The sequence below is a fragment of the Mycobacterium sp. 050128 genome (assembly GCF_036409155.1).
Taxonomy (GTDB): domain Bacteria; phylum Actinomycetota; class Actinomycetes; order Mycobacteriales; family Mycobacteriaceae; genus Mycobacterium.
Genome location: NZ_JAZGLW010000006.1, coordinates 80,001 through 106,305, shown reverse-complemented (window position 1 = coordinate 106,305; position 26,305 = coordinate 80,001). Strand labels below are relative to the sequence as shown.

General features: G+C 61.8%; 22 protein-coding genes and 1 pseudogene. 12 read left to right on the top strand and 11 right to left on the bottom strand.

Translation table 11 applies throughout. From position 1 onward, the window contains the following. Positions 1 to 52: 52 nt before the first annotated feature. The 4 genes from SKC41_RS27935 to SKC41_RS27920 all read right to left on the bottom strand — a co-directional run bounded on the left by SKC41_RS27935 (position 53) and on the right by SKC41_RS27920 (position 3,575). Positions 53 to 1,240 (bottom strand): acyl-CoA dehydrogenase family protein, encoded by a 1,188-nt coding sequence (locus SKC41_RS27935; RefSeq protein ID WP_330980942.1) that lies wholly within the window; start codon positions 1,238 to 1,240, stop codon positions 53 to 55. Continuing rightward, the gene (locus tag SKC41_RS27930; RefSeq protein WP_330980941.1) at positions 1,218 to 2,393 is read right to left on the bottom strand and encodes an acyl-CoA dehydrogenase family protein; all 1,176 of its coding nucleotides are present in this window, start codon (positions 2,391 to 2,393) and stop codon (positions 1,218 to 1,220) included. Before SKC41_RS27930 ends, SKC41_RS27935 begins: the two co-directional genes overlap by 23 nt. A gap of 125 nt (positions 2,394 to 2,518) precedes the next feature. Beyond that, positions 2,519 to 3,289 carry an IclR family transcriptional regulator gene (locus SKC41_RS27925; protein ID WP_330980940.1) on the bottom strand — a complete coding sequence of 257 codons (771 nt, stop codon included), beginning with the start codon at positions 3,287 to 3,289 and terminating at the stop codon, positions 2,519 to 2,521. A 4-nt stretch (positions 3,290 to 3,293) separates the two neighbouring features. Continuing rightward, positions 3,294 to 3,575: a helix-turn-helix domain-containing protein gene (locus SKC41_RS27920; protein ID WP_330980939.1), complete on the bottom strand. Its 282-nt coding sequence runs from the start codon at positions 3,573 to 3,575 to the stop codon at positions 3,294 to 3,296. A gap of 468 nt (positions 3,576 to 4,043) precedes the next feature. Here SKC41_RS27920 and SKC41_RS27915 point away from each other — a divergent pair, with 468 nt between their 5' ends. Next, the gene (locus SKC41_RS27915) at positions 4,044 to 4,748 is read left to right on the top strand and encodes a TetR/AcrR family transcriptional regulator (protein ID WP_330980938.1); all 705 of its coding nucleotides are present in this window, start codon (positions 4,044 to 4,046) and stop codon (positions 4,746 to 4,748) included. Between the two features lie 36 nt (positions 4,749 to 4,784). Here SKC41_RS27915 and SKC41_RS27910 read toward each other — a convergent pair. The 3 genes and pseudogenes from SKC41_RS27910 to SKC41_RS27900 all read right to left on the bottom strand — a co-directional run. Continuing rightward, positions 4,785 to 5,228, bottom strand: a pseudogene (locus SKC41_RS27910) (CAP domain-containing protein); the annotation flags it as partial. Positions 5,229 to 5,291: 63 nt separating this feature from the next. After that, on the bottom strand, positions 5,292 to 5,963 hold the full coding sequence (locus tag SKC41_RS27905) for a hypothetical protein (protein WP_330980937.1): 672 nt from the start codon (positions 5,961 to 5,963) through the stop codon (positions 5,292 to 5,294). Continuing rightward, positions 5,960 to 6,427: a mammalian cell entry protein gene (locus SKC41_RS27900; RefSeq protein ID WP_330980936.1), complete on the bottom strand. Its 468-nt coding sequence runs from the start codon at positions 6,425 to 6,427 to the stop codon at positions 5,960 to 5,962. Before SKC41_RS27900 ends, SKC41_RS27905 begins: the two co-directional genes overlap by 4 nt. 596 nt (positions 6,428 to 7,023) lie before the next feature. Here SKC41_RS27900 and SKC41_RS27895 point away from each other — a divergent pair. The 11 genes from SKC41_RS27895 to SKC41_RS27845 all read left to right on the top strand — a co-directional run bounded on the left by SKC41_RS27895 (position 7,024) and on the right by SKC41_RS27845 (position 19,370). Then, positions 7,024 to 7,818, top strand: coding sequence for an MlaE family ABC transporter permease (locus SKC41_RS27895; protein WP_330981075.1), 795 nt, complete (start codon positions 7,024 to 7,026; stop codon positions 7,816 to 7,818). Further along, a complete protein-coding gene (locus SKC41_RS27890) occupies positions 7,815 to 8,669 on the top strand; it encodes an ABC transporter permease (RefSeq protein WP_330981074.1) in 855 nt (284 codons plus the stop codon). The genes SKC41_RS27895 and SKC41_RS27890 overlap by 4 nt, the downstream gene beginning before the upstream one ends. A gap of 6 nt (positions 8,670 to 8,675) precedes the next feature. Then, entirely contained in the window at positions 8,676 to 10,160 is a 1,485-nt protein-coding gene (locus SKC41_RS27885; protein ID WP_442931839.1) for an MCE family protein, read from the top strand. 46 nt (positions 10,161 to 10,206) lie between these two features. Further along, a complete protein-coding gene (locus tag SKC41_RS27880; RefSeq protein WP_330980935.1) occupies positions 10,207 to 11,244 on the top strand; it encodes an MCE family protein in 1,038 nt (345 codons plus the stop codon). Continuing rightward, on the top strand, positions 11,241 to 12,599 hold the full coding sequence (locus SKC41_RS27875) for an MCE family protein (protein ID WP_330980934.1): 1,359 nt from the start codon (positions 11,241 to 11,243) through the stop codon (positions 12,597 to 12,599). The genes SKC41_RS27880 and SKC41_RS27875 overlap by 4 nt, the downstream gene beginning before the upstream one ends. After that, positions 12,596 to 13,921, top strand: coding sequence for an MCE family protein (locus tag SKC41_RS27870; RefSeq protein ID WP_330980933.1), 1,326 nt, complete (start codon positions 12,596 to 12,598; stop codon positions 13,919 to 13,921). The genes SKC41_RS27875 and SKC41_RS27870 overlap by 4 nt, the downstream gene beginning before the upstream one ends. Further along, the gene (locus SKC41_RS27865; RefSeq protein ID WP_330980932.1) at positions 13,918 to 15,051 is read left to right on the top strand and encodes a virulence factor Mce family protein; all 1,134 of its coding nucleotides are present in this window, start codon (positions 13,918 to 13,920) and stop codon (positions 15,049 to 15,051) included. The genes SKC41_RS27870 and SKC41_RS27865 overlap by 4 nt, the downstream gene beginning before the upstream one ends. 1 nt (position 15,052) lies before the next feature. Then, entirely contained in the window at positions 15,053 to 16,534 is a 1,482-nt protein-coding gene (locus tag SKC41_RS27860; protein ID WP_330980931.1) for an MlaD family protein, read from the top strand. A 240-nt stretch (positions 16,535 to 16,774) separates the two neighbouring features. Then, positions 16,775 to 17,962, top strand: a complete 1,188-nt coding sequence (locus SKC41_RS27855) for a cytochrome P450 (protein WP_330980930.1) — start codon at positions 16,775 to 16,777, stop codon at positions 17,960 to 17,962. Between the two features lie 129 nt (positions 17,963 to 18,091). After that, positions 18,092 to 18,955 (top strand): cysteine hydrolase, encoded by an 864-nt coding sequence (locus tag SKC41_RS27850; protein ID WP_330980929.1) that lies wholly within the window; start codon positions 18,092 to 18,094, stop codon positions 18,953 to 18,955. A gap of 46 nt (positions 18,956 to 19,001) precedes the next feature. Further along, entirely contained in the window at positions 19,002 to 19,370 is a 369-nt protein-coding gene (locus SKC41_RS27845) for a DUF732 domain-containing protein (RefSeq protein WP_330980928.1), read from the top strand. A gap of 392 nt (positions 19,371 to 19,762) precedes the next feature. Here SKC41_RS27845 and SKC41_RS27840 read toward each other — a convergent pair whose 3' ends face one another. The 4 genes from SKC41_RS27840 to SKC41_RS27825 form a co-directional block, all read right to left on the bottom strand. Continuing rightward, complete coding sequence (locus SKC41_RS27840; RefSeq protein WP_330980927.1) at positions 19,763 to 20,854, bottom strand: GGDEF domain-containing protein; 1,092 nt, start codon at positions 20,852 to 20,854, stop codon at positions 19,763 to 19,765. Between the two features lie 510 nt (positions 20,855 to 21,364). After that, the gene (locus tag SKC41_RS27835) at positions 21,365 to 22,600 is read right to left on the bottom strand and encodes a hypothetical protein (RefSeq protein ID WP_330980926.1); all 1,236 of its coding nucleotides are present in this window, start codon (positions 22,598 to 22,600) and stop codon (positions 21,365 to 21,367) included. Positions 22,601 to 22,685: 85 nt separating this feature from the next. After that, on the bottom strand, positions 22,686 to 25,598 hold the full coding sequence (locus tag SKC41_RS27830; protein ID WP_330980925.1) for an MMPL/RND family transporter: 2,913 nt from the start codon (positions 25,596 to 25,598) through the stop codon (positions 22,686 to 22,688). Beyond that, on the bottom strand, positions 25,595 to 26,023 hold the full coding sequence (locus SKC41_RS27825; RefSeq protein ID WP_330980924.1) for an MmpS family transport accessory protein: 429 nt from the start codon (positions 26,021 to 26,023) through the stop codon (positions 25,595 to 25,597). The genes SKC41_RS27830 and SKC41_RS27825 overlap by 4 nt, the downstream gene beginning before the upstream one ends. Positions 26,024 to 26,305: the final 282 nt, after the last annotated feature.

Sequence of the window (26,305 nt, the reverse complement as noted above, 5' to 3'; positions counted from 1 at the left end):
GTCATACCGGGGCGCAGATCCGCCTCGAGCGCGGTGCGCAGCGCATCCGCTGTCAATGCGGTTCCTTGGGTAAGCACAGCACGCGCTCGGCCAGGATGTTGCGTTGAATCTCGCTCGTGCCGCCCAGGATGGTCTGCGCGCGACCGACGAGCATGTGCCGTACGAGATCGTCGTCTCCGGGGTCGGCACACACGTCCTCACCCAGCACGTCGGTGGCCAGGTCGGACAGGTCGCGGTCGGTCTCGGAGGTGACGAGCTTGAGTACCGAGAACTCCGGAGAGGTCACGTCCCCTGACTCGACTGCACGCTGCCAGGTGTAGCGCAGCAACCACATTCGCGCCCAGAGCCGCGTCATCGAGCGGGCGAGCACCGGGTCCAGCACGCCGCGCTCACGCGCCGCGATGAGCAGAGCGCTGTGCCTCCGGAACATTGCTACGGCGTGCGTACCGAGCGTCAGTCGCTCGCGGCCGAGCATCGCGAGCGCCAATGCCCACCCCTGTCCTCGTCGGCCGACGAGCGATTCGCCAGGAAGCTCGACTGCGTCGAAAAACACCTCATTGAACTTCGACTCGCCGTCGATCTGGCGCAGCGGTCGTACAGTGATGCCCAGCGTGTTCATCGGAGCGATGAACATCGACAAGCCACCGTGCTTGTCATTATCAGTGCGCGCCAACAGGATTCCGAAGTCTGCTGCAGCGGCGCCCGAGCTCCAGACCTTCTGGCCGTCGATCCGCCATCCCGTCCCGGTCGGTACCGCGCGCGTGCGAAGCGAGGCGAGGTCCGATCCCGCTTCCGGCTCGGAGAACAACTGGCACCAGATGTGCGCCCCGGTGCGGATCGGTTCCAGATAGGTGGCCTTCTGCTCGTCGGAGCCGGACTTGATCAGCACCGGTCCGACCAAGTCCGGCCCGAAAATGCTGAACTGCCGCGGAACGTCGGCGTGGGCGCATTCCTCGGCGAACATCGCCTGGAATGTCACCGGCGCATCAATTCCGCCGAACTCGCGCGGCCAGTGCAGACACGTGTAGTGGTGCCCGGCGAGGTACGCGTGCCACTGCGAACCCGGCTCGACGTCGTCGGCGGCAGGGGTGGGCCCATAGTCGCGCAACCCCCGTGGTTTCGGCGCCGACCGTAGAAACGCACGCAGCTGGTCACGGGTGATCACCGCCGTCTTTGCCTGCGTCGCCGCACACCCGGTCGCGGCAGCGTCGATATCGTCATCGTGACTCGGCAAGCACATCGTTGGCACCCCGTTCGTCGTCCTGTGTTTCCGCGACGAGCGCAGCTGCGTCGGCCAGCAAGTTCCAGTGCTCCGCGGGGCGGCCGAACAGCACTTCATCGGTACGCGCCCGCTTCACGTACAGACCTGCGGCATGCTCCCAGGTGAACCCGATGCCGCCGTGGATCTGCAGGTTGGCGTGCGCAGCGTTGCGCAGCGCTTCCGAGCAGATCGCCTTCGCCATGCTGGTCCGCCACGTCGCGTCGGGATTTGCTTCGTCCACAGCCTGCACGGCGGCCATCGACGCCGAGCGTGCCAGCTCTAGATCCACCAACATGTCCGCGCACCGATGCTTGACGGCTTGAAACGATCCGATGGCTCGATCGAATTGCCTTCGGGTACGCGCATATTGGACGGCGTTCTGCAGTACCCGTTCGGTCGCGCCCACCTGCTCAGCGGTGAGCACGGCAATAGTGCGCAGCAAGCTGTCGTCGACTACCTCCACTACCGCGCGATTGGGGGTCAGGCGTTGGGCCGCTGCGGCGTCGAACGTGACCGACGCCATCGGGCGGGTGGCGTCCAAGACGCGCTCTGCCGCAACGACCACATTCGGCTGATCGCGGTCCACGACGAAAATCTCTGGCTGCCCGTCGTTGTCTGCTACGACGAGGATGTACGCGGCGCTGGCTGCACCGAGGACGTGGCGCACCGATCCCGACAACCGCCAGAGCGACCCGTTGCAAGTGGCCGCGGGTGTCGCCGCCATCCGATCCAGCCGTCCCTGCCGGGTTCGCACGGCGACTGCTGCAGTGCAGTTTCCGGCACTCACATCCGCGAGGAGGTTGGCTGGATCTCCGCCTGCGGCGAGCAGTGCCGTGGCCAACACTGCGGAGGACAGGAACGGAACGGGCGCCAGGACACGGCCCAGTTCGTGCGCGATCGCGGCTTGTTCCGTTACGCCGTATCCATACACGCCGTAGCCCTCTGACACGGCGACCGAGGCCACGCCGACCTGTTGGCACAGTGCACGCCACAGTTCACGGTCGAAGCCTCGATCGTCGGCACCGGCGTCGTCGATGATGTAGCGCAGCCGCTCCTCGGAAAGCAGCCGTCCGCATGCGGCGCGTACGGATGCCCCTAGCGCGGCTCGTTCAACGGCGGAAAGTACTGGCATCGGGACTCTTTCGCGGGTGGACGTGACCTCATGGATGATCAACGGTCGACAGCGTTAGTTATACATTTCGGTCTCAAAATCGAGAAGGGCCGACGAGGGTATCGACGACACCACCACCAAGCCCGCTAGGCGACGAACTGCTGATTAACTTGGCTATGGCACAACAGGTTTGAAATCACCGCCGCGGCTCGCAACAGATGCTCATCGAGCTCGGCCCGCGCGCGTCGGGACCGATTCGCTGCATACGAGATGCCCACCGACGCCAGCCAATCGACGTCGACCATCGGCGTGGCCGCACAGGCGACCCCATAGCAGAATTCCTGCTCGCTGGTTGACAAGAGGCCGTCTGCCCACCCGCCCTCCAAACGAGATAGGTTCGTTACAGTGTGAGACGTGCAGGCGTTCAGAGGGTTCCGCCGGAAATAGTCGTCGCGTTCAGCGTCCGGCATTCTAGACAAAATGCTCTTCCCGATCGCAGTAGCGTGACCCGGCAGCCTCATTCCTGGCCAGCACTCGATGCGCGGGGCACAAGGATGCTCGATGACGCTCCATACCTTGACTTCGCCGTGGTTCAGACGCCCGATCAGGACGTGGGACCGGGTCGCGCCCGACAGCTGTGCCATCGCCTCTCGAACCAGACGGTAGTCGCGAGCGCGGCCCTCGAGTTGCGCGACAGACATGAACTGGGGACCCAACGCGTAGCATCCGGCCTCCGAGCGACACAGATAGCCCTCATGAATCAGAGTGCGCAGCAGATGATAAGCGGTGGGGAGCACGATTCCCGTTGAATCGCTGATCGACTTCGCAGTGAGCGGACCACGCTCTGCGATGGTTTCAATGAACCTCATGCCTCGCTGAAGACTTTGAATCAGCGTGGGCCCCATCGACGCGTCCATCGCCTCAATCTCCGCTCGCAGCGGCGAACAGGGACTGCCCCTCCACGTTGGACATCGGAAGCGCCGTCCAGTCCAAACGACCTCCGAGCACATAGGAACCGTCGTCAAGCCGGGCGAGGTAGCCATCGTGGACCAGGGTCCGGAGCAAATGGTAGGCCGTGGGCAACGGGAGACCCACGCAGCGCGCGACGGGTTTAGCACGAAGCGGCCCGCTTTCGGCGACGACGTTGATAATTCGCAACCCACGCTGCAGCGATCGAACCAGCGGCTTGTCGGTGTACGCCACTGTACCTCCCGAAACTCAAGGCCGAGTGAGTGTTTCTAACATTGCCTTGGCACTGTAGGCAGCACGTGAATCGGGGTACAAGAGGCAGCAAGTTGCTAGCACCAGGGCTAACACGCACCGGGCCAGAGCCTCGTCGGACGCGTCAAGAGCCCGCGGTGGCTGGCGCGAATCAGCCTGGGCAAGCTCTGTGGCAGAGCCAGAAGTGTCTAATGTCCGGGGTTAAGCCTGACCTCTTGAGCGCCCAGCATTGCAGGGTCGAACGTTGCGCTAACATCGCCGACATTGACGGCTCAAGGCGAGGGTGTAATTCCTACCAGTGCAACAGGATACCCGTGCTCGCCAAGCAGCGTCGTGTCTCACCGCTCTAAGTAGGCATGTATCCGAGGTCACTGAATCGGCCAGAATCGTTGTCCTGCGGAATAATTCGCACTAAAATCGCATGATGAACACCACCTTGCGCTGGACACCATGAACTGCGGCTACCATCATGGCGACCTGAGTCGGGAGCTAGTCGACGTTGCAGTCGAACTCATCGACCGGGAGGGATTTGCATCCTTTTCCATCGCCGAAGCATGTCGCAGACTGAACGTCAGCACCGCTGCACCATATCGACATTTCACGGACCGAACGGACCTCCTAGCCGCGATAGCCATTCGGTGTGTCGAAATGCTAGCCGAACACGTTGCGGTGAGCAGCACGATATGCCCGGACCCCGTCGAGCGGCTGGCTCGTTCGGTGAGTGGTTACGTTATGTTTGCCGCGCGGCACCCGGCCCTCTTCGATGTTGTCTTCAGTGGAAGGATTCTCATCGGATCGAATCCCCAGATGGCAGAGGCCATGCGTCCGGTCGTCGAGTCCTTCGTCGTCCCGACCTATGAGATACCTGGCATCACTGATCACGACGCGACGAGTCTAGTAATCACTGCTGGCGCGATCGCACACGGATACGGTGCCTTCACGGCAACCGGGAGCTTCGACACGGTGGACGACACGGGCGCATTCGTAGCGCAGGTGGCCGCAGAGGTCGTTCAGGCGTTGGTGCGCGGGCGCGACGAATTCCTCGGACGGCTCGACGAACTACCGATCATTGTGGCCGGAAAGCCATTTCAGGCATGGGTTGACATCGTCGGCGCAAGACTCCCCCGCATGGGCGTCGATGCAATCAGCGAATAAGAAGCCGAACGTTTGCCCAAGCCGCCCGCGTCAGACGGGGTGGCCATACACTGCCACTAAGACCGTTCTATCGAGGCTGTTCTCCGACCACACCCCGACTTCGGTGTTGGCACAGTTCCGCATGATCGCGAATTGTTCAGGGTCGTAATACCATTGGTTGATAACCTCAAGACTGGTGATGGACAGCGCCGGATTGATCGCCACCGTCTCTTGGACCTGGCCGTGGTAACCGGCAGCGATTGCGCGGTCCTGCGGTGACGATCCGTCCGAGCCGATATCGGCATCCAGCGCCCGGTTATCGCGCAGGTCTACGGAATGCCACTGCGCAGCGAGCTGCAAGCGTGGATCGATCCGCACATTATTGGTGCACCCGGCTTGGTGCTGGACGATGTAGACCATCTTGACCACGCTCAGGTTGAGCCGGTTGTTGTCTGCGTGTGCTGGTGTCGCAATGACGGTGGGTGCAACCAGCGCAAGCATCACCGACCACGCCAGTCGGATCGAGTGCACATACACCTTCAAGGTCGTCGTCCTATTGCAGACTTAGATGGGGCTGAAGTCGGAGATCAGCCAGCGGCCCTGGACCTTCTCCAAGGTCACCTTGATGCAGGTAGCGGTCTGAGTCGGCGGATCGGTACCGACGGCGGTCGTCTGGTTCACCATCACCAGCACCACGGCGTGGCTTTCGGTCGCCGACACCGCTGCCGCACCCGGAACTGTGGTGACTGCCGAGATGTGTTTTTGCTTCGCGCCGGGGATCACCACATCGTTGATCAGCGACGAATACGAATCACGGATAGTGCCGGTCAACCGATCACGGGCGCTAACAAGCTCCTTGTCCACCGTGTCGGGCTGATACGAGAGCATCGCAATTGTGCTATCGGTGGCAGCTTTGACCGACTCGGCGGAGGCCGCCCAGGCCGCGCGATTTGCGCTCTCCCACCATTTAAGCCATCCGACCCCGCACGCCAGCAGCAGCGCAATGGCCGGAAGAAGCCCGAAGACCACTGCCCGCGCCGCATTGGCTCGGAGCCCGCGTCGGCGGTTATCGGTTGTGCTCGCTGGTCCGTCAGCCGACGGGGAACCGCTGCCGCCGACGACCTCGCCATCATCGCCGTGTGCGAGCTCCGGAGATGGCGTCTCATCCTCGACAGCTTCAGTACTTGTGTTCGCTGGCATTTTTTGCTCTGCCCCTACGGCTGACGTCGCGATCACGCTACGAACTCGACATTCGACACCTTCGTCTCGTTACCGATCTTCTGCACGTCGATACGCATCCGCCAAACGCGCACTGGCTGTTCGCCGCCGGCGGCCAGCGTCGTCTTTACCGTCACCGCTACCAAGATCCGGGCTTTGTCGTTGTCGACAGATTCAATCCCCGCCTGCGCGATAGTGCCCACCGTCGTGGACCGAATCTGCTTGACCATGGCGACGAACGGTTGTGATCGTGTCCGGAAGTCATCAGAGAACCGACCTGTCGCCGAATCCAAGATTCGCTGCACATCGGCGTCAGCATCAGCGTAGCTGATCGTCGTCAGCTTGACCGCTGCATCCTTGCCAGCATCAAGCAATCTCACGTGTTGCCTTTGGGTCTGCCAACTCTCGTATGCCTGGAACCCCAACCAGCCGCCTACCGCCGCGATCACTGCGATCACTGCGATCATGATCAGCACGGACACCAGTGCCATCCGCAGACCGAGCGTGCGGGTCGTCCTGGCAGCCGTCTCGCCGACTCCGATCTGGGTCTCGTTGTCCGCCTCCGCGTCGTAGCCACCGGTATCGTCGGCTGCCGCATCTGTGACCTCCGAATCGCCGGGCGGTTCGTGTTCGATGGCCGCGGCACGATCGAGAGCTGACCGGGGCGCGCCGGCGCGGCCTCGGCTGAAATACTTAAACCTTCTGCGCGGTTGTTGAGGGACTTTCGACGAAGCTATGTCGTCGGAGCCCTCCGCGGCGGGATCGGCGATGCGGACGAGGGCCGTGCGCTCACCCATGCGCTCGCCAGCCGCGGTCAATGTGGCGTCGCGCGCCGATCGTGTCAACTTTGCTTTGCACCCTTTGAACCTGTGGTTTCCGTTGGCATCTGGTCAATGAGGGAAAGTTCAGATGGTGGAAACCACGCTGTCCGTCCATGGAGACCCTAGGGTTTTCCTGCCGCTACTCACTATCTGAAATCACAAGTGTTGAGGGCGATCTGCTGGCCGTGCTGGACTCAGCCGGCGGAACGTTGGCCGACCTTTGTCACGACCGAATGTTCTCGACCGAACGAGATGGCATGACTCTCGACCGAAAGGAGCAGTCCTTGGCCACCATTGACGCGCTTGCTAAGCCCATGCGGTCGGTCGGCGGGTTTTTTGCTACCGCCGTCGACACGCTGATGCTCGCTCCGCGCCCGCCCTATGCGTGGCGTGAATTTATCTTTCAGATGTGGTTCGTGGCCCGCGTATCCATCTTTCCAACAATCATGCTGTCGATCCCGTTCACGGTTCTCTCAGTCTTCATCTTCAACATTCTGCTTGTCGAGTTCGGCGCAGCCGACTACGCGGGGAGCGGGGCAGCCTTTGGAGCAGTCACCCAGATCGGCCCGCTTGTAACGGTTCTCGTCGTCGCGGGCGCCGCGGCCACCGCCATGTGCGCCGATCTCGGCGCACGCACAATCCGCGAGGAACTCGACGCTATGCGCGTAATGGGCATCAACCCGCTCCAGGCGCTCGTCGTACCGCGTGTGCTCGCCACCGTTATGGTTGCGCTGCTGCTCAATTCGGTGGTCTCGGTCGTTGGCATCGTCGGCGGGTTCTTCTTCTCAGTCTTCGTCCAACACGTCACCCCTGGGGCATTCGTCGCCGGCATGACCCTGTTCACCGGGCTGCCCGAGGTAGTTATCTCATTGACAAAAGCGGGACTGTTCGGCCTCGTCGCGGCGCTCATCGGCTGCTACAAAGGTATTTCTGTGGGCGGTGGTCCCGCCGGTGTCGGCACCGCGGTCAATGAGACGGTGATCTTCTCGTTCATGGCGCTGTTCGTCATCAACGTGATCGTCACCGCCGTGGGTGTCAAGGCGACGATCTGACCGTGAGCATCCCGAGCACACGCACGCCTCGAATGCGGAAGGCCGCGATGGGGTTCATCGCTGGCTGGAACCGCATCGGCGAACAGACTCAGTTCTACGGTAGGACCATTGTCTCCATCGGGAACGCGGTCATGCACTACCGCACTGAAATCGCCACCCAGATCGCCACTATGAGCCTAGGGACGGGGGCGCTAGCCGTCGTGGGTGGCACGATCGTGATCGTCGCCTTCCTGACCCTGTCGGCCGGTGCCCTCATCGCCGTCCAGGGTTACAACACGCTGGCCGGCGTCGGAGTTGAGGCGTTGACCGGCTTCACTTCGGCGTACCTCAACGTGCGCATCATCGGACCGCTTGTAACCGGCATCGGGTTGGCCGCCACGGTGGGGGCCGGCGCGACCGCCAGGCTCGGTGCGATGCGTATCGCGGAGGAAATCGATGCACTGGAGGTCATGGGAGTCCGTGCTATCGCCTATCTGGCCTCGACGCGCGTGCTGGCCGGCATAGTCGTGGTCGTGCCGCTCTACTGCGTCGCGGTGCTGATGTCGTTCGTCGCAGCTCGTGTCGGTACGACCTTCATTTACGGGCAGTCCACTGGCGTCTACGACCACTACTTCACAACCTTTCTCAACCCCTTCGACCTTTTGTGGTCCTTCTTGCAAGCCATCTCGATGGCCATAGCCGTCATGGTGATTCACACCTACTACGGATTCAACGCCTCGGGTGGACCTGCTGGCGTCGGCGAAGCCGTAGGGCGTGCCGTGCGTGCCTCACTGATCGTCGTGGTGCTCGTGACCCTGGTTATCTCGCTGTCCGTCTACGGGCAGTCTGGCAACTTCCACCTGTCTGCGTAGCCGAGCATGCGCCACAACGACACACGACCCAGCGAACGCGCGTGGTGGATGCACCCCGCCTGGGGTACGGCGGCACTGTTTATCGCACTCGTCGTCGTATGCCTGCTGACGGCAACTCTGTTCAGTGGCGCGATTCGCCCCCATGTGGATGTGACCCTGAGATCGGATCGCGCCGGGCTCATCATGGAACCCGGCGGAAAGGTGCGCATGCGCGGTCTGGAGGTCGGTCGCGTCGCGAAGATCGGCGCCAGCCCCGTCCAAGTGGAACTGCAGATCGATCCCGACATGATCCGATACATCCCCGCCAACGTCGGCGCACAGATCAAAGCGACGACTGCCTTCGGCGCAAAATATGTGGACCTGATCTATCCCACCGATCCATCCCCGCAGCGGCTGTCAGCCGGGCAGGTCCTGCAGTCGAAAAACGTGACAAGCGAAGTCAATTCGGTCTTTGAAAATATTGTTGCCTTGCTCGACAAAGTCGACCCGACCAAGCTTCACGGTATCCTCACCGCACTTGCCGAAGGCTTGCGCGGACAGGGTGGCGCGATTGGCGACGCCGCCAGCGACGCGAACCAAGTCCTGTTAGCGCTCAATCCCCGCAGTGAGACGTTGCGCGCCAACTGGCAGGCGTTCAAGGAATTCAACGACGCGTACGGCGCAGCGGCACAAGACATCTTGACAATTCTCAACGCTGCCACGACTACCGCGACGACGATCACCGATCAGGCGAAGACATTAGATGCCTTGCTGCTCAATGTTATCGGGTTCGCGCACAGCGGCGTCAACCTCTTGGGCCCGAGCAAGGCCAACCTAACTCACACGCTCAATGCTCTTGAACCGACCACCTCGCTGCTCTTGAAGTACAACCCGTCACTGACGTGTCTTCTGGAGGGAGCGAAATGGTTCATCGACAACGGTGGCGCACTTGCAGAAGGCGGTAACGGATACTCAATCATGCTGGACTCTGGATTGGCTTGGGGCCAAGACAACTACCATTATCCTGACAACCTGCCGATCGTGGGCGCCAAGGGGGGACCGGGCGGAAAGCCCGGCTGCGGATCGCTTCCCGACCCCACCAAACAATTCCCGCAGCGAATGTTGGTCACCAACACCGGATGGGGCACCGGCAACGATATTCGTATCAATCCGGGAATCGGCTTCCCCGGCTGGGCCAACTACTTCCCTGTGACGCGAGCAGTACCCGAACCTCCGAGTGTGCGCAATCTCTACGGCGGTCCCGCACCCGGACCGATTCCTCCTTACCCCGGCGCACCGCCCTACGGTGCCCAGCAGTACGGGCCGAACGGCACACCACTGTACCCCGGTCTGCCGCCAGCGCCGCCGCCCGGAGCGCTACGGGATCCGGGTCCGACCCCAGGATCGGAGCCGTTCGTTCCCACGGCCCCCGCACAGGTGATTCCGACCCCGCGAGCGCCGGCGCCTTCGGAGTCCGTACCCCCTGTGGACGCTACGCCGCCAGCACCATGACCCCGTCGGCGAAGACACCGCTCATGATGCTAGGAGACGACATAGGATGAAAGATCTTCTCATAGCCACGCTTTGGCGTCTGGCGATCTTCACCTCCGTGTGTCTGCTGGGACTGATTGCGCTTCTTGCGGTCTTCGCGCAGCTCCGTTTCGAACCGCAGCGGAGCTTCAGTGCTGTATTCACGAATGTGGGGGGACTCAAGAGCGGCAGCTTCGTGCGAATCGCCGGAGTTGAAGTCGGGAAAGTAAAGACCATCAAAATTCAACCCGATGCGACAGCGCGCGTCGACTTCAAGATTGAAGACTCGGTGGCGCTCACCGGCAGCAGTCGGGCGATCATCCGTTACGACAACCTGTATGGCGATCGTTACCTGCAGTTGGAGCAGGGTGACGGTGCGGCCAGCGGCCACAGACTCAATCCCGGCGCGACGATTCCGTTGTCGCGCACCGCACCAGCGCTCGATCTGGACACGCTGATCGGCGGGTTTCGCCCGCTGTTCCAGGCGTTGGATCCTGACCAAGTCAATGCGCTGTCGTCACAACTGATCCTGGCATTCCAGGGAGAAGGTGACACCATCGGGTCACTCCTGGCACAGACCGCCGTATTGACGAATACTCTGGCCGACCGAGACGATTTGATCGGCCACGTCATCAATAACCTCGACACCGTCCTGGGGTCTTTTGATGATAACAACAAGCAGTTCGCCCAAGCGATCGACAACATCGCGTCTCTCACCCAGACATTAGCCGGACGCAAGCAAGACATCACCAACTCGGTCGCGTACACCAATGCCGCGTCGGACTCATTGGCTCAACTGCTCCAACGCTCGCGGCCCCCGATCAAAAAGGTCGTCCATGAAACCGACCGAACGTCCACGCTGGTACTCAATGATGCCGCCTATTTGGACGATCTCATCAACACACTTCCGGACGCCTACAAGATGCTGGGCCGCCAGGGTCTTTATGGAGACTGGTTCGCGTTCTACATTTGCGAGGCAATCCTGAAGGTGAACGGGCACGGCGGTCAGCCGGTCTACATCAAGCTGATCGGTCAGCCGTCGGGTCGGTGCACACCAAAATCATGAGAGAGATGACGGAACGCGGCCCGATCAAGGTCGGCGTGATAGGAACCCTGGTCACCGCCACCCTGGTAGTGGGTGTGCTCAATTACAACAAGTTGCCCTTCATCAACGGGACACACGATTACTCAGCGTATTTCGGCGACGCCGCGGGCTTGCGTCCCGACTCGGCGGTCGAGGTCGCTGGCCTGCGCGTGGGCAAAGTCTCCAGCATCGACCTCGATGGCGACCAAGTGTTGGTGAAATTCCATATCGACGGCGATGTCCAGGTCGGCGATCGGTCCGAAGCCGCGATCAAGACAAAGACCGTTCTCGGCGCCAAATTCGTCGAAGTCACGCCCCGCGGCGGCGGGCATCAGTCGATCCCCATACCGATAGGCCGGACCACGTCGCCTTACCAGCTCGCGGACGCTCTGGGCGACCTGTCGACAACGGTCAACGGACTCAACACAAACGAGCTGTCCGCCTCGCTAGCGACCCTGGCTCAGACGTTTTCGGAAACTCCACCCGATGTGCGAGCCGCGGTGCAAGGCGCGTCCCGGTTCGCTGACACCATTGCCCAACGTGACGAGCAGGTGCGATCGTTGCTGTCGCACGCCAGCAAGGTCTCCCGGGTGTTGTCGGAACGCAGCGATCAAATCGTCAACCTCGTTGGCGACACCAACGCACTACTGGCAGCACTGCGCTCGCAAAGCAATGCCCTTGACACTATCGCCGGAAACATCTCGGCCGTCAGCCGACAGGTGCATGACTTCGTCGCCGAAAACCGGCAGACGTTCAAGCCCGCACTGGACAAACTCAACGGTGTACTGAAGATCCTTGAGCACCGCAAAGCGTCGTTACAAGACGCGATCAAGCGTCTCAACACCTATTCGATGACCCTGGGCGAATCGATTTCGTCTGGACCTTTTTTTAAAGGGTATGTGTCCAACATCTTGCCGGGGCAGTTCCTCCAGCCCTTCATTGATGCTGCCTTCTCCGACTTGGGCTTGGACCCCAATGTGCTTGCTCCGTCACAACTGGTGGATCCGCAAGTGGGCCAACCGGGGACGCCGGGGCTTCCGATGCCGTACCCGCGCACCGGCCAAGGCGGCCCACCTAGCATGCATCTGCCTGACGCCATCACCGGTAATCCGGGCGACCTACCTTGTGGTCCAATAGGATTGGTGTTACCCGGTCCCGGTTGCTACCCGTACCGCGAACCGCTGCCAGCGCCCGCGCCAGGCGGCCCGCCACCGGGACCACCCGCAGACGTCAGACAGGCGCCAACCACACCGCCGGTGTACGTCAACGATCCGCTTCAGCGCCCGGCCGACTCGTCACCACCGGGCAGCCCCGCGCCGGCAGGAGGGCACCAATGACAAAGCGTAAGTGGCAAATAGCGGCGGCGCTCGGGCTCGTGTTGGCGCTCGTCGGCGGCACGCTGGCAACGGTACGTGCCTGGGACGTCGCCCACCGCACCCGTATCACCGGCTACTTCGCGAACGCCATGGGTATCTACGCCGGCGACGATGTGCGCATCCTCGGCGTGCGAGTCGGCGCGATCGAGACGATCGAAGCTCAGCCCCAACAGGTCAAAATTAACTTTTGGGTCGACGGCAAGTACAAAGTCCCGGCCGAAGCCAAGGCAGTAATCCTTTCGCCCTCCCTAATCTCCGCGCGCGCTGTCCAGCTCGTGCCGGCCTACACCAAGGGCCCGGTCATGGCCAATGACGCGGTGATCCCGAGCGAGCGCACCGCCGTACCCGTCGAGTGGGACGACCTGCGGACGCAGCTGCAAAAACTTGTCAAGTCGCTACAACCGACAGAACCAGGCGGCGTCAGCCCGCTGGGATCGCTGGTCAACACTGCGGCCGACAACCTGCGCGGTGAGGGCCTCAACATCCACAGCACGATCGTCAAACTCTCCCAAGCTTTTTCAGCGCTCGGCGACCATAGCCGAGATGTGTTCGGCACCGTTAAGGATCTGTCGACCCTGCTATCGGCATTGCGAGATAGCCGAGACCTCATGCGCGCGCTCAATCAGAACTTGGCTGCTACCACCGCGCTCCTCGATAATCAACCTGACGAGGTCGGCGAGGCAATAGGCGATATCAACGATGTGGTCACCGATGTACAGAGCTTCGTCACTGAGAATCGGGAACCGATCGGCCTCGCCAGCGACAAACTCTCTTCGATCAGCGTGGCCTTGAATCAAAGCCTCGATGACATCAAGCAAACGCTGCATACCGCGCCGACGGAAATCGCGAACTTCGCCGATATCTATCCCGTGGCACAGGGCGGATTTCGTGGCGCGTTCTCGTTGAACAACTTCCAGAATCCGATCCAGTTCCTGTGCGGAGCGATCCAAGCAGCCTCACGCCTGGGCGCTGATCAGGCCTCGAAGCTATGTGTGCAGTACCTTGCTCCGATCATCAAGAACCGGCAGTACAACTTCCTTCCTTTTGGCGCGAACCCCATTGTCGGAGCCGGAGCGCGGCCCAATGAAATCACGTACAGCGAAGACTGGCTGCGCCCGGATTATGTTCCACCGGCGCCCTCGCAGGTCACAACAGCCCAACCGCCGCAAGGCATTGCGGCACCTTCGCCCGCCGCGGATACCCACCCTCTGCCCTCCGAAGCAACGCCGGTGGCAACTGGCAGTCTGCACGACTTGATGGTCCCGGCGGGGGCCGGATCATGACCGCCGGCACTGGCGCACGCATCAGCGCGATAGTGGCTACCGTCCTCGTCGGTACGTCTGGATGCGGATGGAGGGGCGCCAATTCCCTGCCGCTGCCCGGTACGCAAGGGCACGGACCGGGATCCTTCATCGTCCAGGCACAGATGCCAGATGTCGGCAATATTCAGCAGAACTCAAGAGTCCGTGTCGGCGACGTCAACGTCGGAACAGTCACGAAGATCGAACGGCAGGGATGGAACGCGCTGCTGACGATGACGATTAACGGTGACGTAGATCTACCCGCCAACGCCACGGCGACCATCGGTCAAACCAGTCTGCTTGGATCACTCCACATTGAGCTGGCACCGCCGAAAAATGCTGCACGACAGGGCAAGCTGCACGCCGGATCACTCATTCCGCTATCAGCGGGCAAGGCATACCCGACAACTGAGCAGACGCTTGCAACGGTGTCCATGCTTCTCAACGGCGGTGGGATCGGTCAAATTCAAGACATCACAAAGTCGCTGAGCACGGCGTTCGCTGGTCGTGAAACCGATGTCAGGAGTCTGATCGAACAGCTCAACATCTTCATCGACAAGGTCAAGGACCAGACTCAAGACATCATCGCGGCGACGGATAGCCTTAACAGGCTGCTCGAGCAGATCGTGAATCAGAAGCCCGTTGTTGATAAGGCACTCAAGACGATTCCGCAAGCACTTTCAGTGCTCAATGACCAACGACAGCATCTGGCCGACGCGCTCGACGAACTCGGTAAGTTCAGCGCTCTGACCGCCGATACGGTCAACCAGACAAAGGACAACCTCGTGAAGGAACTTGATGCCATTGGACCCGTGCTGGAGTCCGTGGCCAACGCGGGCCCGGCAGCGGTCAGATCACTGAGTTTCCTTACAACCTTCCCCTTCGTCAAAGAAAATATCGGCAACTTCTTCCGCGGCGACTACGTCAATCTCACCGGCATCTTCGATCTGACCCTGAGCCGTCTCGACGCGGGATTCTTCACCGGAACCCGCTGGGAAGGAAACCTGACCGAACTCGAGATGCAGTGGGGCCGCACGATCGGACAGATGCCCAGCCCCTATACGGCTGGCAACCCGCTCACAGCCCCGTACATCGCAGATCAGGGCCGCTGACATGCGACTGACTCGACGGCTCAAGATCCAGTTGTTCGTATTCGCGATAGTCTCGACCATCGCGGGACTAGTGATGGCCTTCGGCTACATGGGGTTGCCTAGCCTACTTTTCGGCATCGGCAGGTACACGGTCACCATCCAACTGCCGAGTACAGGCGGCCTGTACAAGTCGGGTCAAGTTACCTATCGGGGGCTCGAAGTGGGCCGAGTCGCCGACGTGCGGATGACCAACACGGGCATTGAGGCCGATCTTTCGCTTGACTCCAACTCCAAAATCCCGGCCAGTGTCGATGCGCGGGTGCATAGCCGCTCGGCCGTCGGAGAGCAGTTCGTCGATCTCATCCCCCGCGCCGATGCCGGTACAACGGCACTAAAAGACGGCGATGTGATCCCGCTGGCTAGAACATCGGTGCCACCGGACATCGGCACCTTGTTGGACGACACGAACCGCGGCCTCGAGGCGATCCCACGTGAGAACCTCAAGACCGTCGTTGACGAGGGGGACGCGGCCCTCACCGGGCTCGGGCCAGACTTGAGACGGCTGATAAAGGGGTCGACAGCCCTGGCGATTGACGCCCGCGCCAACCTCGAACCTCTCACCAACTTGATCGACCAAGCCAAGCCAGTATTGGATACACAAAGCGAGACATCAGGTTCCATTCAGGCCTGGGCCGCACATCTGGCTGCCATCAGTTCACAGGTCAACCAGAAGGATGCTGCGGTTCGAGGTATACTTCAAAACGGACCCGGCGTCGTGGACGAGGGCAGGCAGTTGTTCGAGCGGCTACAGCCGACGTTGCCCATCCTGATGGCCAATCTCGTAAGCATTGCCGACGTCGCAGTCACTTATCATCCCGGCATCGAACAACTGCTTGTCCTTGTGCCCCAAGCGGTCGGCATCCTCGACAGCCTATTGGTTCCCAACCTGCACAACCCGACTGCTTACCGCGGCGCGTTCGTCACCTTTGGCCTTAACATCAACGTGCCACCGCCTTGTCAGACCGGCTATCTACCGGCGAGCCAACAGCGGCCACCGACTGACGTGGACTATCCAGAGCGTCACGCAGGCGACCTGTATTGCCGGGTTCCTCAGGACTCCCCGTTTAATGTGCGCGGAGCGCGCAACCTACCGTGCGTGGGTAAGTCGGGTAAGCGGGCACCCACCGCGAAGATGTGTGAAAGCGACGAGCAGTACGTGCCACTTAACGACGGCTACAACTGGAAGGGCGATCCGAACGCGACGCTGTCGGGACAAGGCGTCCCGCAACTTCGTCCGGGGGAGGTGCCGCCTCCGCCCCACACGACGCCTCCGGACGCAACAACGCCGGCGGCGCCCGTACCGCCGCCCATAGCCGTGGCCCAGTACGACCCGGCCACCGGTAACTACATCGGGCCGGATGGAATGCCCCATACCCAATCTAACCTCGCCCGAGATCGCCCTGCCCAAACATGGCAGTCAATGCTGCTACCGCCCGAGCGCTGAAACCAGTCAAAGCGACGGGCACGGATCACGCTGTACACCGGCATGATTCGTTGATCGAAAACACCGTTACAGATGTGGACGCACAACGACGGCATCGCACACCGGTGTCCTCGGGGCCGGCAGCGGAGTAGTGACAGCACCACACACCGTCCTTCCCATCGCTGCCCCGGTGAGAAAGAGTGATCGGTGGTGTGCTGGGTCACGCCGATGCGTCTTCTTCCGCGAAAAGGAGTCCCCAACATGGTTCAGCCGGTTACCGATCGGCGCCCCACAGTAGACTTCGACCACCACGACCAGACCATCGCCCGCCGTATTCACGACGTGTATCGGGATTTGCGCGATGAGCACCCCATGCAGTGGAGCGACCACCATGGTGGATTCTGGGTCGCGACAGGCTACGAACCGATTCACGCCATCGCGTCGGCACCCAATGACTTCACCTCCGGTGAGGCACTCATCCCAGACATGACGGGCGGCAACCCGCTGATTCCCCAGATGCTGGAAGACCCCGAGCACCGCACGTATCGCATCCTGCTGCGCGATTGGTTCACGCCGCGTCGCACTGCGGGTTTCGAGCCGGCACTGCGCAAGTTGGCGGCCGATACCCTGGCGACGCTCACGTCTCCGGTCGACCTGGCTTCGGAGTTCGCGCTGCCCATCCCGATGGAGATGATCCTGCAGGTGATCGGCGTGCAACGGCAGAACATGGACGTCATTCGAGACGGTGTTCGCTACATAGTGGACCAGGGCGGGCAGGACATCAGTGGCGCGATCGATGCGTGGCGTACGGCGCTGACCTTCGTCCAAGACGTCATCGTCGCCCCCCTACGCGAGACACCCGGTGACGACCTGATCAGCTATCTACTCAAGAAGCAGCCCGACATGCCGGAACTCACCGACGACGTGATCGCCACGATCGGCTTCAGCATGATCGGTGCAGGGTTCGATACGACCTACAAGACTCTGTCCACCACCCTCGCCTATTTCGCGGCCAATCCGGAGGTCCAGGCGCAAGCCCGTCAGACGCCGTCCGCGCAAGTCGTGGAGGAGGCCCTGCGCCTGTTCGCTCCCGTCGTGACCGGGCGTACCGTCCAGGCCGACACAACGGTGGCCGGCCAGCGGCTCAGGGCCGGCGAACGGGTGTTACTGGCACTGCCGGCGGCGAATCGCGATCCCGCCGAGTTCTCCGAGCCCGATCAGCCCCAGTTCGATCGAAACAACATTCGCCACCTAACTTTCGGAAGCGGCATCCACAAATGCCTTGGTATGCATTTGGCCCGTCTGGAGCTTCGCGTGGCTATCGAGGAGGTGTTCCGCGCGTTCGACGAATTTAGTGTCGCGCCGAACCAGGACACCCGATTCGTGCAGGGCCTGGTATGGGGCGCGGTCTCGGTACCAGTCGTCTTCACCCGCGCGGTGCACGACTAGCCAATGTTGTACGACCGTCGCTACAGCCGGGCACGCTTCGGAATGTCGTGCGTTGAAATGCGGTTGCTCGCTGCTAATTGCGATCCACCCCCACTGCCGCGCAAACGGTCTTGACATGACGGGAGGCACGTGAGCCCACGTGATTTCAAAAACTGTGGAAGCTATTTAGCTCGGCGAATCCGGGTACTCGATGAAGCGGTGCTGCGCCGATTGACCCGATTGAATCGCCGACTCCGCAGCGGCCCGGTTGACGAATCAACCGTGAACGAAGAAACCCCACAAGACGTAGGGGGGCCTACCCGCCTCCCGTCGTCAGCTCCGGCACGCGGCCGCTCGCCCATTCCCGCAGGAAGTCTCGAGCCGAATGAATGTGCGTTGCTGCTACTCGGGTGTCAGCCAGGCGTCCTCGCTGCCGTGCCCGATCACAGCGCCTTCGTCACGAAGATCAACACGGCGATCGACGTCATCCGCCTGCACGACGGCCACGTCATCCACGCGCGTATGGCATTTGATCCTTCGGACAACAGGTTTCCCCCGATGACCAACAAGCAGTTCTCTGCCCTCGTTCGAGCGCGACAGTTGCAGAACGGAACTCCGGACGCGGAGCTCCATCCCGCTTTGGCCGTGCGCCCGCACGACATCCAAGTTCGCACGACGCGTCTGGGAGGCTTCTCCACCACGAATCTAGACGAACAGCTGACTAACCACGGCGTCACCACGTTGATTGTCGCCGGCGCTCACACCAGCGGCGCCCTGCTGACCACCGTCAGGGAAGCAGCTGACCGCGACTACCGGTTGATCGTTCTGGTCGACTGCGCCGCTGACCCCGACCCCGAGGTCCACTCCCTACTGTTTCAGAGGATTTTTCCAAGGCAGGCCGACATCCTTAGGGTCCCGCAACTTTATACCGCGATGGCGCGAACAACGCAGCCATCGCGGTATATCCCACCTGATCCCCTGGTCAGTGACAAACCGCAACCGGCAAACTGGTAGCGACGCTGACTGTTAGCACACTGGCTCTACGTGAGACCCTCAGACGATGAGTGGAATCCGGCAGCGGATATTTGCCATCGCGGCAATCGCCGTCACCGCGGGATGGACAAGCGTTAGTGTTGCTGCACAAGCCGCTGCCGCCCCGGCGCCTGAAGTCGAATACACGTATAACGTCGTCGTGCGCCGCCATTTCAGCTTTGTGAACAACGACGCCATCGGCTACGGGTTCGGAATCTGCGGCAAGATCGCCAACGGCGTCATGTACGCCAACGTCATGAACGACGTGAAACGCGATGTTTTGCCAAACGACGAAGCGTCTGCCAACTACGTCGTCTCATACGCGGCCGGCATCCTGTGCCCGGACCTGATCTGGCAACTACGGAATTCGGCTGCCGGCTATCGGCCCCCAGCCTGATCGTCGCGAATCCCGCGCCGCACCGGCGAGCCGCGGCAGGGTCAGCCGAAGGTGCAAAGGCGGTCCGCGCTCGCTATGTGGCGAGTGCACGCCCGATGGGGCCCAGGGCGGGCGTACCTGGTACGCCAGCACTGTCCTGAAGATACTTGGCGGCCAGCAGGCGAGTGAAGATCCCCAGCGGCGCCCGTAGACGTACAGGGACAGCGCTAGTTGCGGGTTTGATCGTATTCAGAGCACGCCGATGACTCGATAACTTGGTCGAAAGACTCTGCTATCCCAAGTGGATATTTACCTGCACTCTAGATTGCCCGATTGTCGCTCGTACTGCAGCGGGAAGTCAGTTTCCAAGTGACGAACGGCATCGGTGAGGGCGTCTCCACCTCTTCCATCCGTCATTCCACCCGTCGATTGCACAGATCGTGGTGGTGACATTGGTTGCCTCCCAGGCGTTTAGCCCGATACATTGCGGCATCCGAGGCGGCAATTAGGGCCTCGAGAAGCGGCTGGTGTGCGCGGGGTGTGGTGTCATCGAGACGTGCGCATGAGGTGCCGATGCTGGCGGTAACTCCTGCCGTTAGGGCTGCGATGGCCCGGCACGTTTGGGTAGCCAACGACTCGGCGTTACAGGCCGATGAGACACCGGTTAAGAGGAATTCCTCACCGCCACTTCGCGCTGCCACCGTCTCACTGTCCGCGGCGACCCGCAGCGCCTGGGCCACCTCGACTAGCGCGCGATCGCCCGCGGGGTGGCCCCAGGCGTCGTTGAGGGCCTTGAAGTTGTCGAGATCAATCGTCATCACCACGAGATGGGTATCGACGTCGCGGCGGGCCAGCATTATTCCGAGGGCTCTGTGCCGAAACGCACGTCTGTTGAGCAGGCCGGTCAGCGGGTCGCGGTCGGCACGCAACAAATCGCCCGCCAAGGCGCGGACTAGGATTCGGATCGCCAACGGCAGGGCGATGTTGACTTCGATCACCAGCCACAAATCGACCCCAGCTAAGCCGGGGTGTCCGGATACCGCGAGCCGCACCGCCTCGATGAGACCGACAGTGCCCGCCACCGCGAAGTTGTATAGCACGAGCCCGGTCGTGTGGAAGAACGCGAGGTAGGCGCCAAAGGTGGCAAAAGCGATACATCCGATCAACGCTGCGAGCGGGTTGGGGTGTGCCAGACACGCCAAGCCGACCGCGGTATTACACGTCACCGCGAAGGCCACCGACTGTGCGCGGCTGGGCCATCGCCACGCCCACAACGACACCCCCGCCAACCCACCACCGACAGCAATCCAGGTCATCGTGATCGGGACTGCTCCCGTTGGGCCGTCTGTGCTAGCCAACAACACGACAAGACACACCACCATCGACGCAGCGATAAACGCGGTCAGGGCCCGAGTGGCACCGCTGAACCCACGCGCCGCCAGGTAACCGGAGAGCCAGTCATAGTGGTCGGGGGGCTGGCGCCACTGACTAAAGATCGCCGTCACCGTTGATGTCCAGTCCCGTCCCCACCGATCTCGAGATCGACTTGCTAGCTGCGGTTCAGAGCTTCTTCTGACGCGGACCGAGCCGAGCCGATTATCGCTGAGCTGCCCGCTTAGATAGATGCATATGCGAAATTCGAGCTAATTCATAATGCGCGGCGTAGTCGTTCAAACGCCCACCGGCCGTGTCGTGTGGTGGTGGGATCAGGCGACTTAAAGATGTGGCCCAAGCCCAAGCCCAAGCCAACAGGAAACCGAGCGTGTGTTCTCTAACGGCGAACGCGCACGGGGCAATATCTATAGGTCCACCATCGACCCGGATCTCCTAGCTGCCTACATCCACGCCAAATTCTGTAGCGGTGAGTGCGAGTTTGTCGTGGACGAAGGCGGCTTGGATATAGATGCAATCGAGCTGGTTGCCCACGGCGACGAAGTATGGCCTTGAGAATCATTCACTCGACTGCTCTGCCCTCGTTGAACAGCTCGGCCTCCAGCGCCTCGGGGGGCCCGCCACTACGGGCCGACGATGCTGGTCGAAGCCCTGGCTCCATGACGGATAGCGCCGGCCCGGCGCAGCATCAACGCAGTGGCCGCATGATCTTGGTCGTATTCCTGGCCGCAGCCATCACAGTGCACCGTCGCGGACTGGTACCGCGCATCAGCGGGGTTCTCGTAGCCGCAGCCGTCCCCGTGGATGCGGGAGAGCCCAAAGCGACCGACCTCCCTGACGGCGCAGCCCTCGCGCAGCGCCGCGGTGGTCACGAGCGTACGCAGCCGACCGGGTGCCGCCAGGGTCCGCGCGGCGGCGATGCCTTTGTGAGCTGCACGTGGTCGCGGGACGGATGCGGCGGTGAGTTCAGGCAGCAACAAATCGTCCAGCACAAGGGTTTTGGCCTGGGTGGCGAGGATGGCGGCGAACCGGCGGTAGAGGTCGTCGCGGGAAGCGACGGCGTGACGCCTCTGGCCGAGGTCGGGGCCTCGCCGCAGTGTGAGATCGCGGCGCTGCCAGCGTAGAAGTAGAGCCGCGATCGACTTGGCATCCGCCGGCGGGGCGATTTCCCAAGCGCGAGCCAATGCGTGGAATTTCGCTGCGCCGCGCCAATGTTCGACGGTCGCGGCATCGAGGACTCCGCCGGGCGTGCGCGGATCGTCGATCGGCCCGTGTTCGGCCAGCCAGGTCACGAGGGATAGCTGTAGTGCGCGAGTGGCTTGCCCGCGCTGGGCCCGGATTTGATCCGCACGGGCGAACGCATCGTTGAGTGTCGCGGGCACGACGAGTCGCCCGGTCCGCGTGGTCTCGGCGACCACGACACCGCAAAGATCGGCCGGGATGTTCAGTGCCCGAGTCGATCTCCAGGTGGCCGCGATAATCCCGTCGCCGCCGCGGCGCCAACCCAGATGCACTGCCACCGCCGGCCCGGTGCGCCGGGTGTCGGGATCGCGCACAGTGGCTGAGACATTGAGAGTGGCGCGCGGCCCTGCTGGTGTGTGCCGGATGGTCAGTCGCGCACCGGTGATGTCGGCATCAGCGGGCAGTTGACGATGCTGCTGGACGGGCAGCTCCACCAGCAGCATCTGCCCGTCGACGCTGCGGCCGTAACGGAACCGGGCGACAACTCGCCCGGCACGCCGTTGTTGGCTCGCGGACATCTGGTTCCACACCTCGGGATCGATCCACGGAAGCTGAAAGTCGTCGTGTGCGCCGACTAAGGCCGATCGGAACAAGCCGTCGATGAGCTGTTCGGACATAGTGAAGAGAACAACACCTAAGCCGGCTCAACAATCTTGTTCACGGGTCCTCCTATCGTTGGGTCTGCCGACCTGAATCGAACTGCTAATGCGTCCCTGCTGGCAGGCGCTCTGTCTTTTGGCTTTCCAGGGCTGCGTGGCGCGCCGGCTCTGGCCAAGGCAGTGGTCGCGGTCGGGGACGGACGTGCTGGGGCCACCAGAACCAGCGCCCGAGCAGCGTCGCGATGGATGGCGTCATGAACGACCGCACCACGAGGGAGTCGAAGAGCAGCCCTAAGCCGATTGTCGTGCCGACTTGGCCGATCACGATCAAGTTGCTGACCGCCATCGACATCATGGTGAAGGCGAACACCAATCCAGCGGAGGTCACGACCAAGCCGGTACCGGCCATGGCGCGAATGATGCCGGTGTTCAGGCCCGCATGGATCTCTTCCTTCATTCGCGAGACAAGCAGCAGGTTGTAGTCCGCACCGACGGCCAAAAGGACGATCACTGACATCGGTAAGACCATCCAGTGCAGCGGGATCCCGACGATGTGCTGCCATAGCAGCACCGCAAGCCCAAAGGAGGCACCCAGGCTTAGAACCACGGTGCCGACAATGACGGCGGCAGCCACGATGGCCCGGGTCAGGACGACCATGATGATGAAGACCAGGATCAGCGCGGCGACGGCGGCGATCACCAAGTCGTAGTTGGCACCTTCCTGCATGTCCTTGTACAAGGCAGCGCTGCCGCCGAAATAAACGGTGGAGCCCTCCAGCGGCGTTCCCTTAATCGCGTCTTCGGCTGCGGTTTTGAGTGGAGCGACGCGAGAGGTCCCTTGCTCGGTCAGCGGATCGCCTTGGTGAAAGATGGTGAACCGCACCGCATGACCGTCCGGGGATAGGAACAACTTGATGCCACGCTTGAAATCTGCGTTATTGAATGCTTCCGGCGGCAGGTAGAACGAGTCGTCGTTCTTGGCGGCATCGAACGCATGGCCCATCGCCGTGGCATTGTCCTGCATGGCCATCGTTTGGTCTTGCTGGGCCTTCTGGGCCTGATACTGGTTCAGCATCATCTGCTTTTGGTCTTTCATCGACTGAATCATCGGCGGCATCAGGGCCACCATCTGCGGCATCAACGCGTCGAGGCGCTCCAAATCCGGCACGATGTCCTGGATGTCCTCGCTCATGACGTCGATGCCGTCAAGTGCGTCGAACACTGAACGCAAGGCCCAACAGGCCGGGATATCGAAGCAGTGTCTTTCCCAATAGAAGTAGCTGCGGATCGGACGGAAGAAGTCGTCGAAATCGGCCATATGGTCACGCAACGCCTCGACGTCCACGCTTGTTTTTCTCATCTTGGCGGCCATGCTGTGGGTGACCTCGGCCATCTGCTGCGTGATGCTTTGCATCTTTTCCATCGAGTCGATGGTGACCTGCATGTCGTCGGCCTGTTTGAGGGTGTTCGCCAACGTGGTCTGCGTGTAGTCGTTCGTCATGACTTGGCCGGTGCTGTTCATGCTGATCGTGAATGGGATCGACGTGTGCTGAATCGGCCTGCCCTCGGGGCGCGTAATGGTTTGCACTTGGGCGATTCCGTGCACCCGGACCAGCGCTTTGGCGATCTTGTCGATCACCAGGAAATCGGCGGGGTTTCGCAGATCGTGATCACTTTCGACCATTAGCAGGTCTGGGTTCATCTTGGCTTTCGAGAAATGCCGGTCAGCGGCCGCGTACCCGACGTTCGCGGCGACGTCATCGGGTAGGTAGATACGGTCGTTGTAGGTGGTGTGGTAGCCGGGCAGGGTGAGCAGACCGATCAGGGACACCACGACGGCCGCGACCAGGATCGCGCCGGGCCACCGGACGGCTGCGCTGCCGACGCGGCGCCATCCCCGGGACCGTGTCATGCGTTTGGGTTCGAGCACCTGACCGAAGCGACTGGCAAGCGCGATGAGTGCGGGTCCCAGGGTGAGGGCCGCAGCGACCACGATCGCCATGCCGATCGACAATGGGATACCCATCGTCTGGAAGTACGGGAGCCGGGTGAAGTGTAGGCAGAAGGTCGCGCCGGCGATGGTCAGGCCCGAAGCCAGCACGACGTGTGCTGTTCCGTGGAACATGGTGTAGTACGCCGATTCTCGGTCTTCGCCGGTCCTGCGCGCCTCCTGGTAGCGACCTATCAGAAAGATCGCGTAATCAGTGGCTGCGGCGATGGCCAGGGTCACCACCATATTGGTCGAGAAAGTAGTGAGGCCAAACGCGTTGTGGTAGCCCAGGAATGCCACCACTCCCCGGGCTCCGGCCAACTCCAAGGCCACCATCGCTAGCACGATGAGCATCGTGACGATCGATCGGTAGACCACAAGCAGCATCACGATGATGACGGCGAACGTGACCAGTTCAATCGTCTGCATGCTCTTGTCGCCGACGGTGTTCTGATCCGCCGACGTTGCCGCGGGCCCCGTCACATACGCCTTCACCCCCGGTGGCGCCGCTGTGCGGGTAGCGATCCGTTGCACAGCCTCCACCGATTCGTTGGCCAGGGCTTCTCCTTGATCGCCGGCGATGTAGACCTGGACGTAGGCGGCCTTGCCGTCGCTGCTTTGTGCAGCAGAAGCGGTGAACGTATCCCCCCAGAAGTCCTGGACGTGTTGGACGTGTTGGGTGTCGGCCCTGAGGTCGCGAACCACTTGGTCATAGAAGCGATGTGCGTCCGGACCCAACGGCCGCTCGCCCTCCAGCACGATCATCACTGAGCTACTCGTGGTGAACTCCTGGAACACCTTGCCGACGCGTTTGGTCGCGATCATCGACGGTGCATCATTGGGGCTCATCGACACCGCCCGCATCTTCCCCACCGTTTCCAGTTGGGGCACAACGGTATTGAGGACAGCGATGAGTCCAATCCAGGCCACTATGATGGGCACGGCAAACCGACGGATCATCTGCGGTATCCGCGCCCGGATGGGCGGACGAGCGTCGGTCGGGGCCGCTATCGCGGGTGCGCTCATGCTGACTTCACCAAGCAGAAGGTCTCGGCATTGACGCCAGTGGCGACCCTTTCGTCTTTGACCTGGTCGTTCACAGTGATCCTGCAGCTGATGCTGTCACCGTCGCCTTGGGCAAGGATGTTGGGAGTGGCCGCGGGCGCTGTAGTGCGCAGCGTCAAAGACCACGGCAGGGTCGCTTCGACGACCCGCTGCGGCGTAGCGTCCAGGTCGAGGTAATTGATTACGGCGGTGCCGGCTGAGCCGAACACCTCGTAGGTCACCACCTTGGGGTTGAACGACTCAGCGGTGTCGGAGGATCCCCTCGGAGTCACCATGATGGCATCCGAACCGAAGATGGAACGCGCTTTCATTACGGTGACCGCGGCGACCGCGGCTGCTACCACGATGAGGATTGGAAGCCACACGCGTCCGAGCAGGCGGGTCATCGCAGTCGCCCGATCGCTTGCTTCGCGGTTGTACGCATCAAACCCGGCTGCGAGCCAGCGCTTTTCGCATTCACCGTTTCCCGCCCGGGCGGGAAAGGGTCCCGGGTTGGTTCGGCGGTCCGACAACGAAGCGGCCTGGCGTGCGCTGCGGCACTGCCAGGAAAGGCGGTCACTGTGCAAGCCCTTCTGCGATTCGTGGTCCCCCACCAGAGATCGGCGGCCGGGAAGGTCTGGTAGACAACCTAACCAAAAAAGTGGATAGAGTCAATCCGTTTTGTCGCT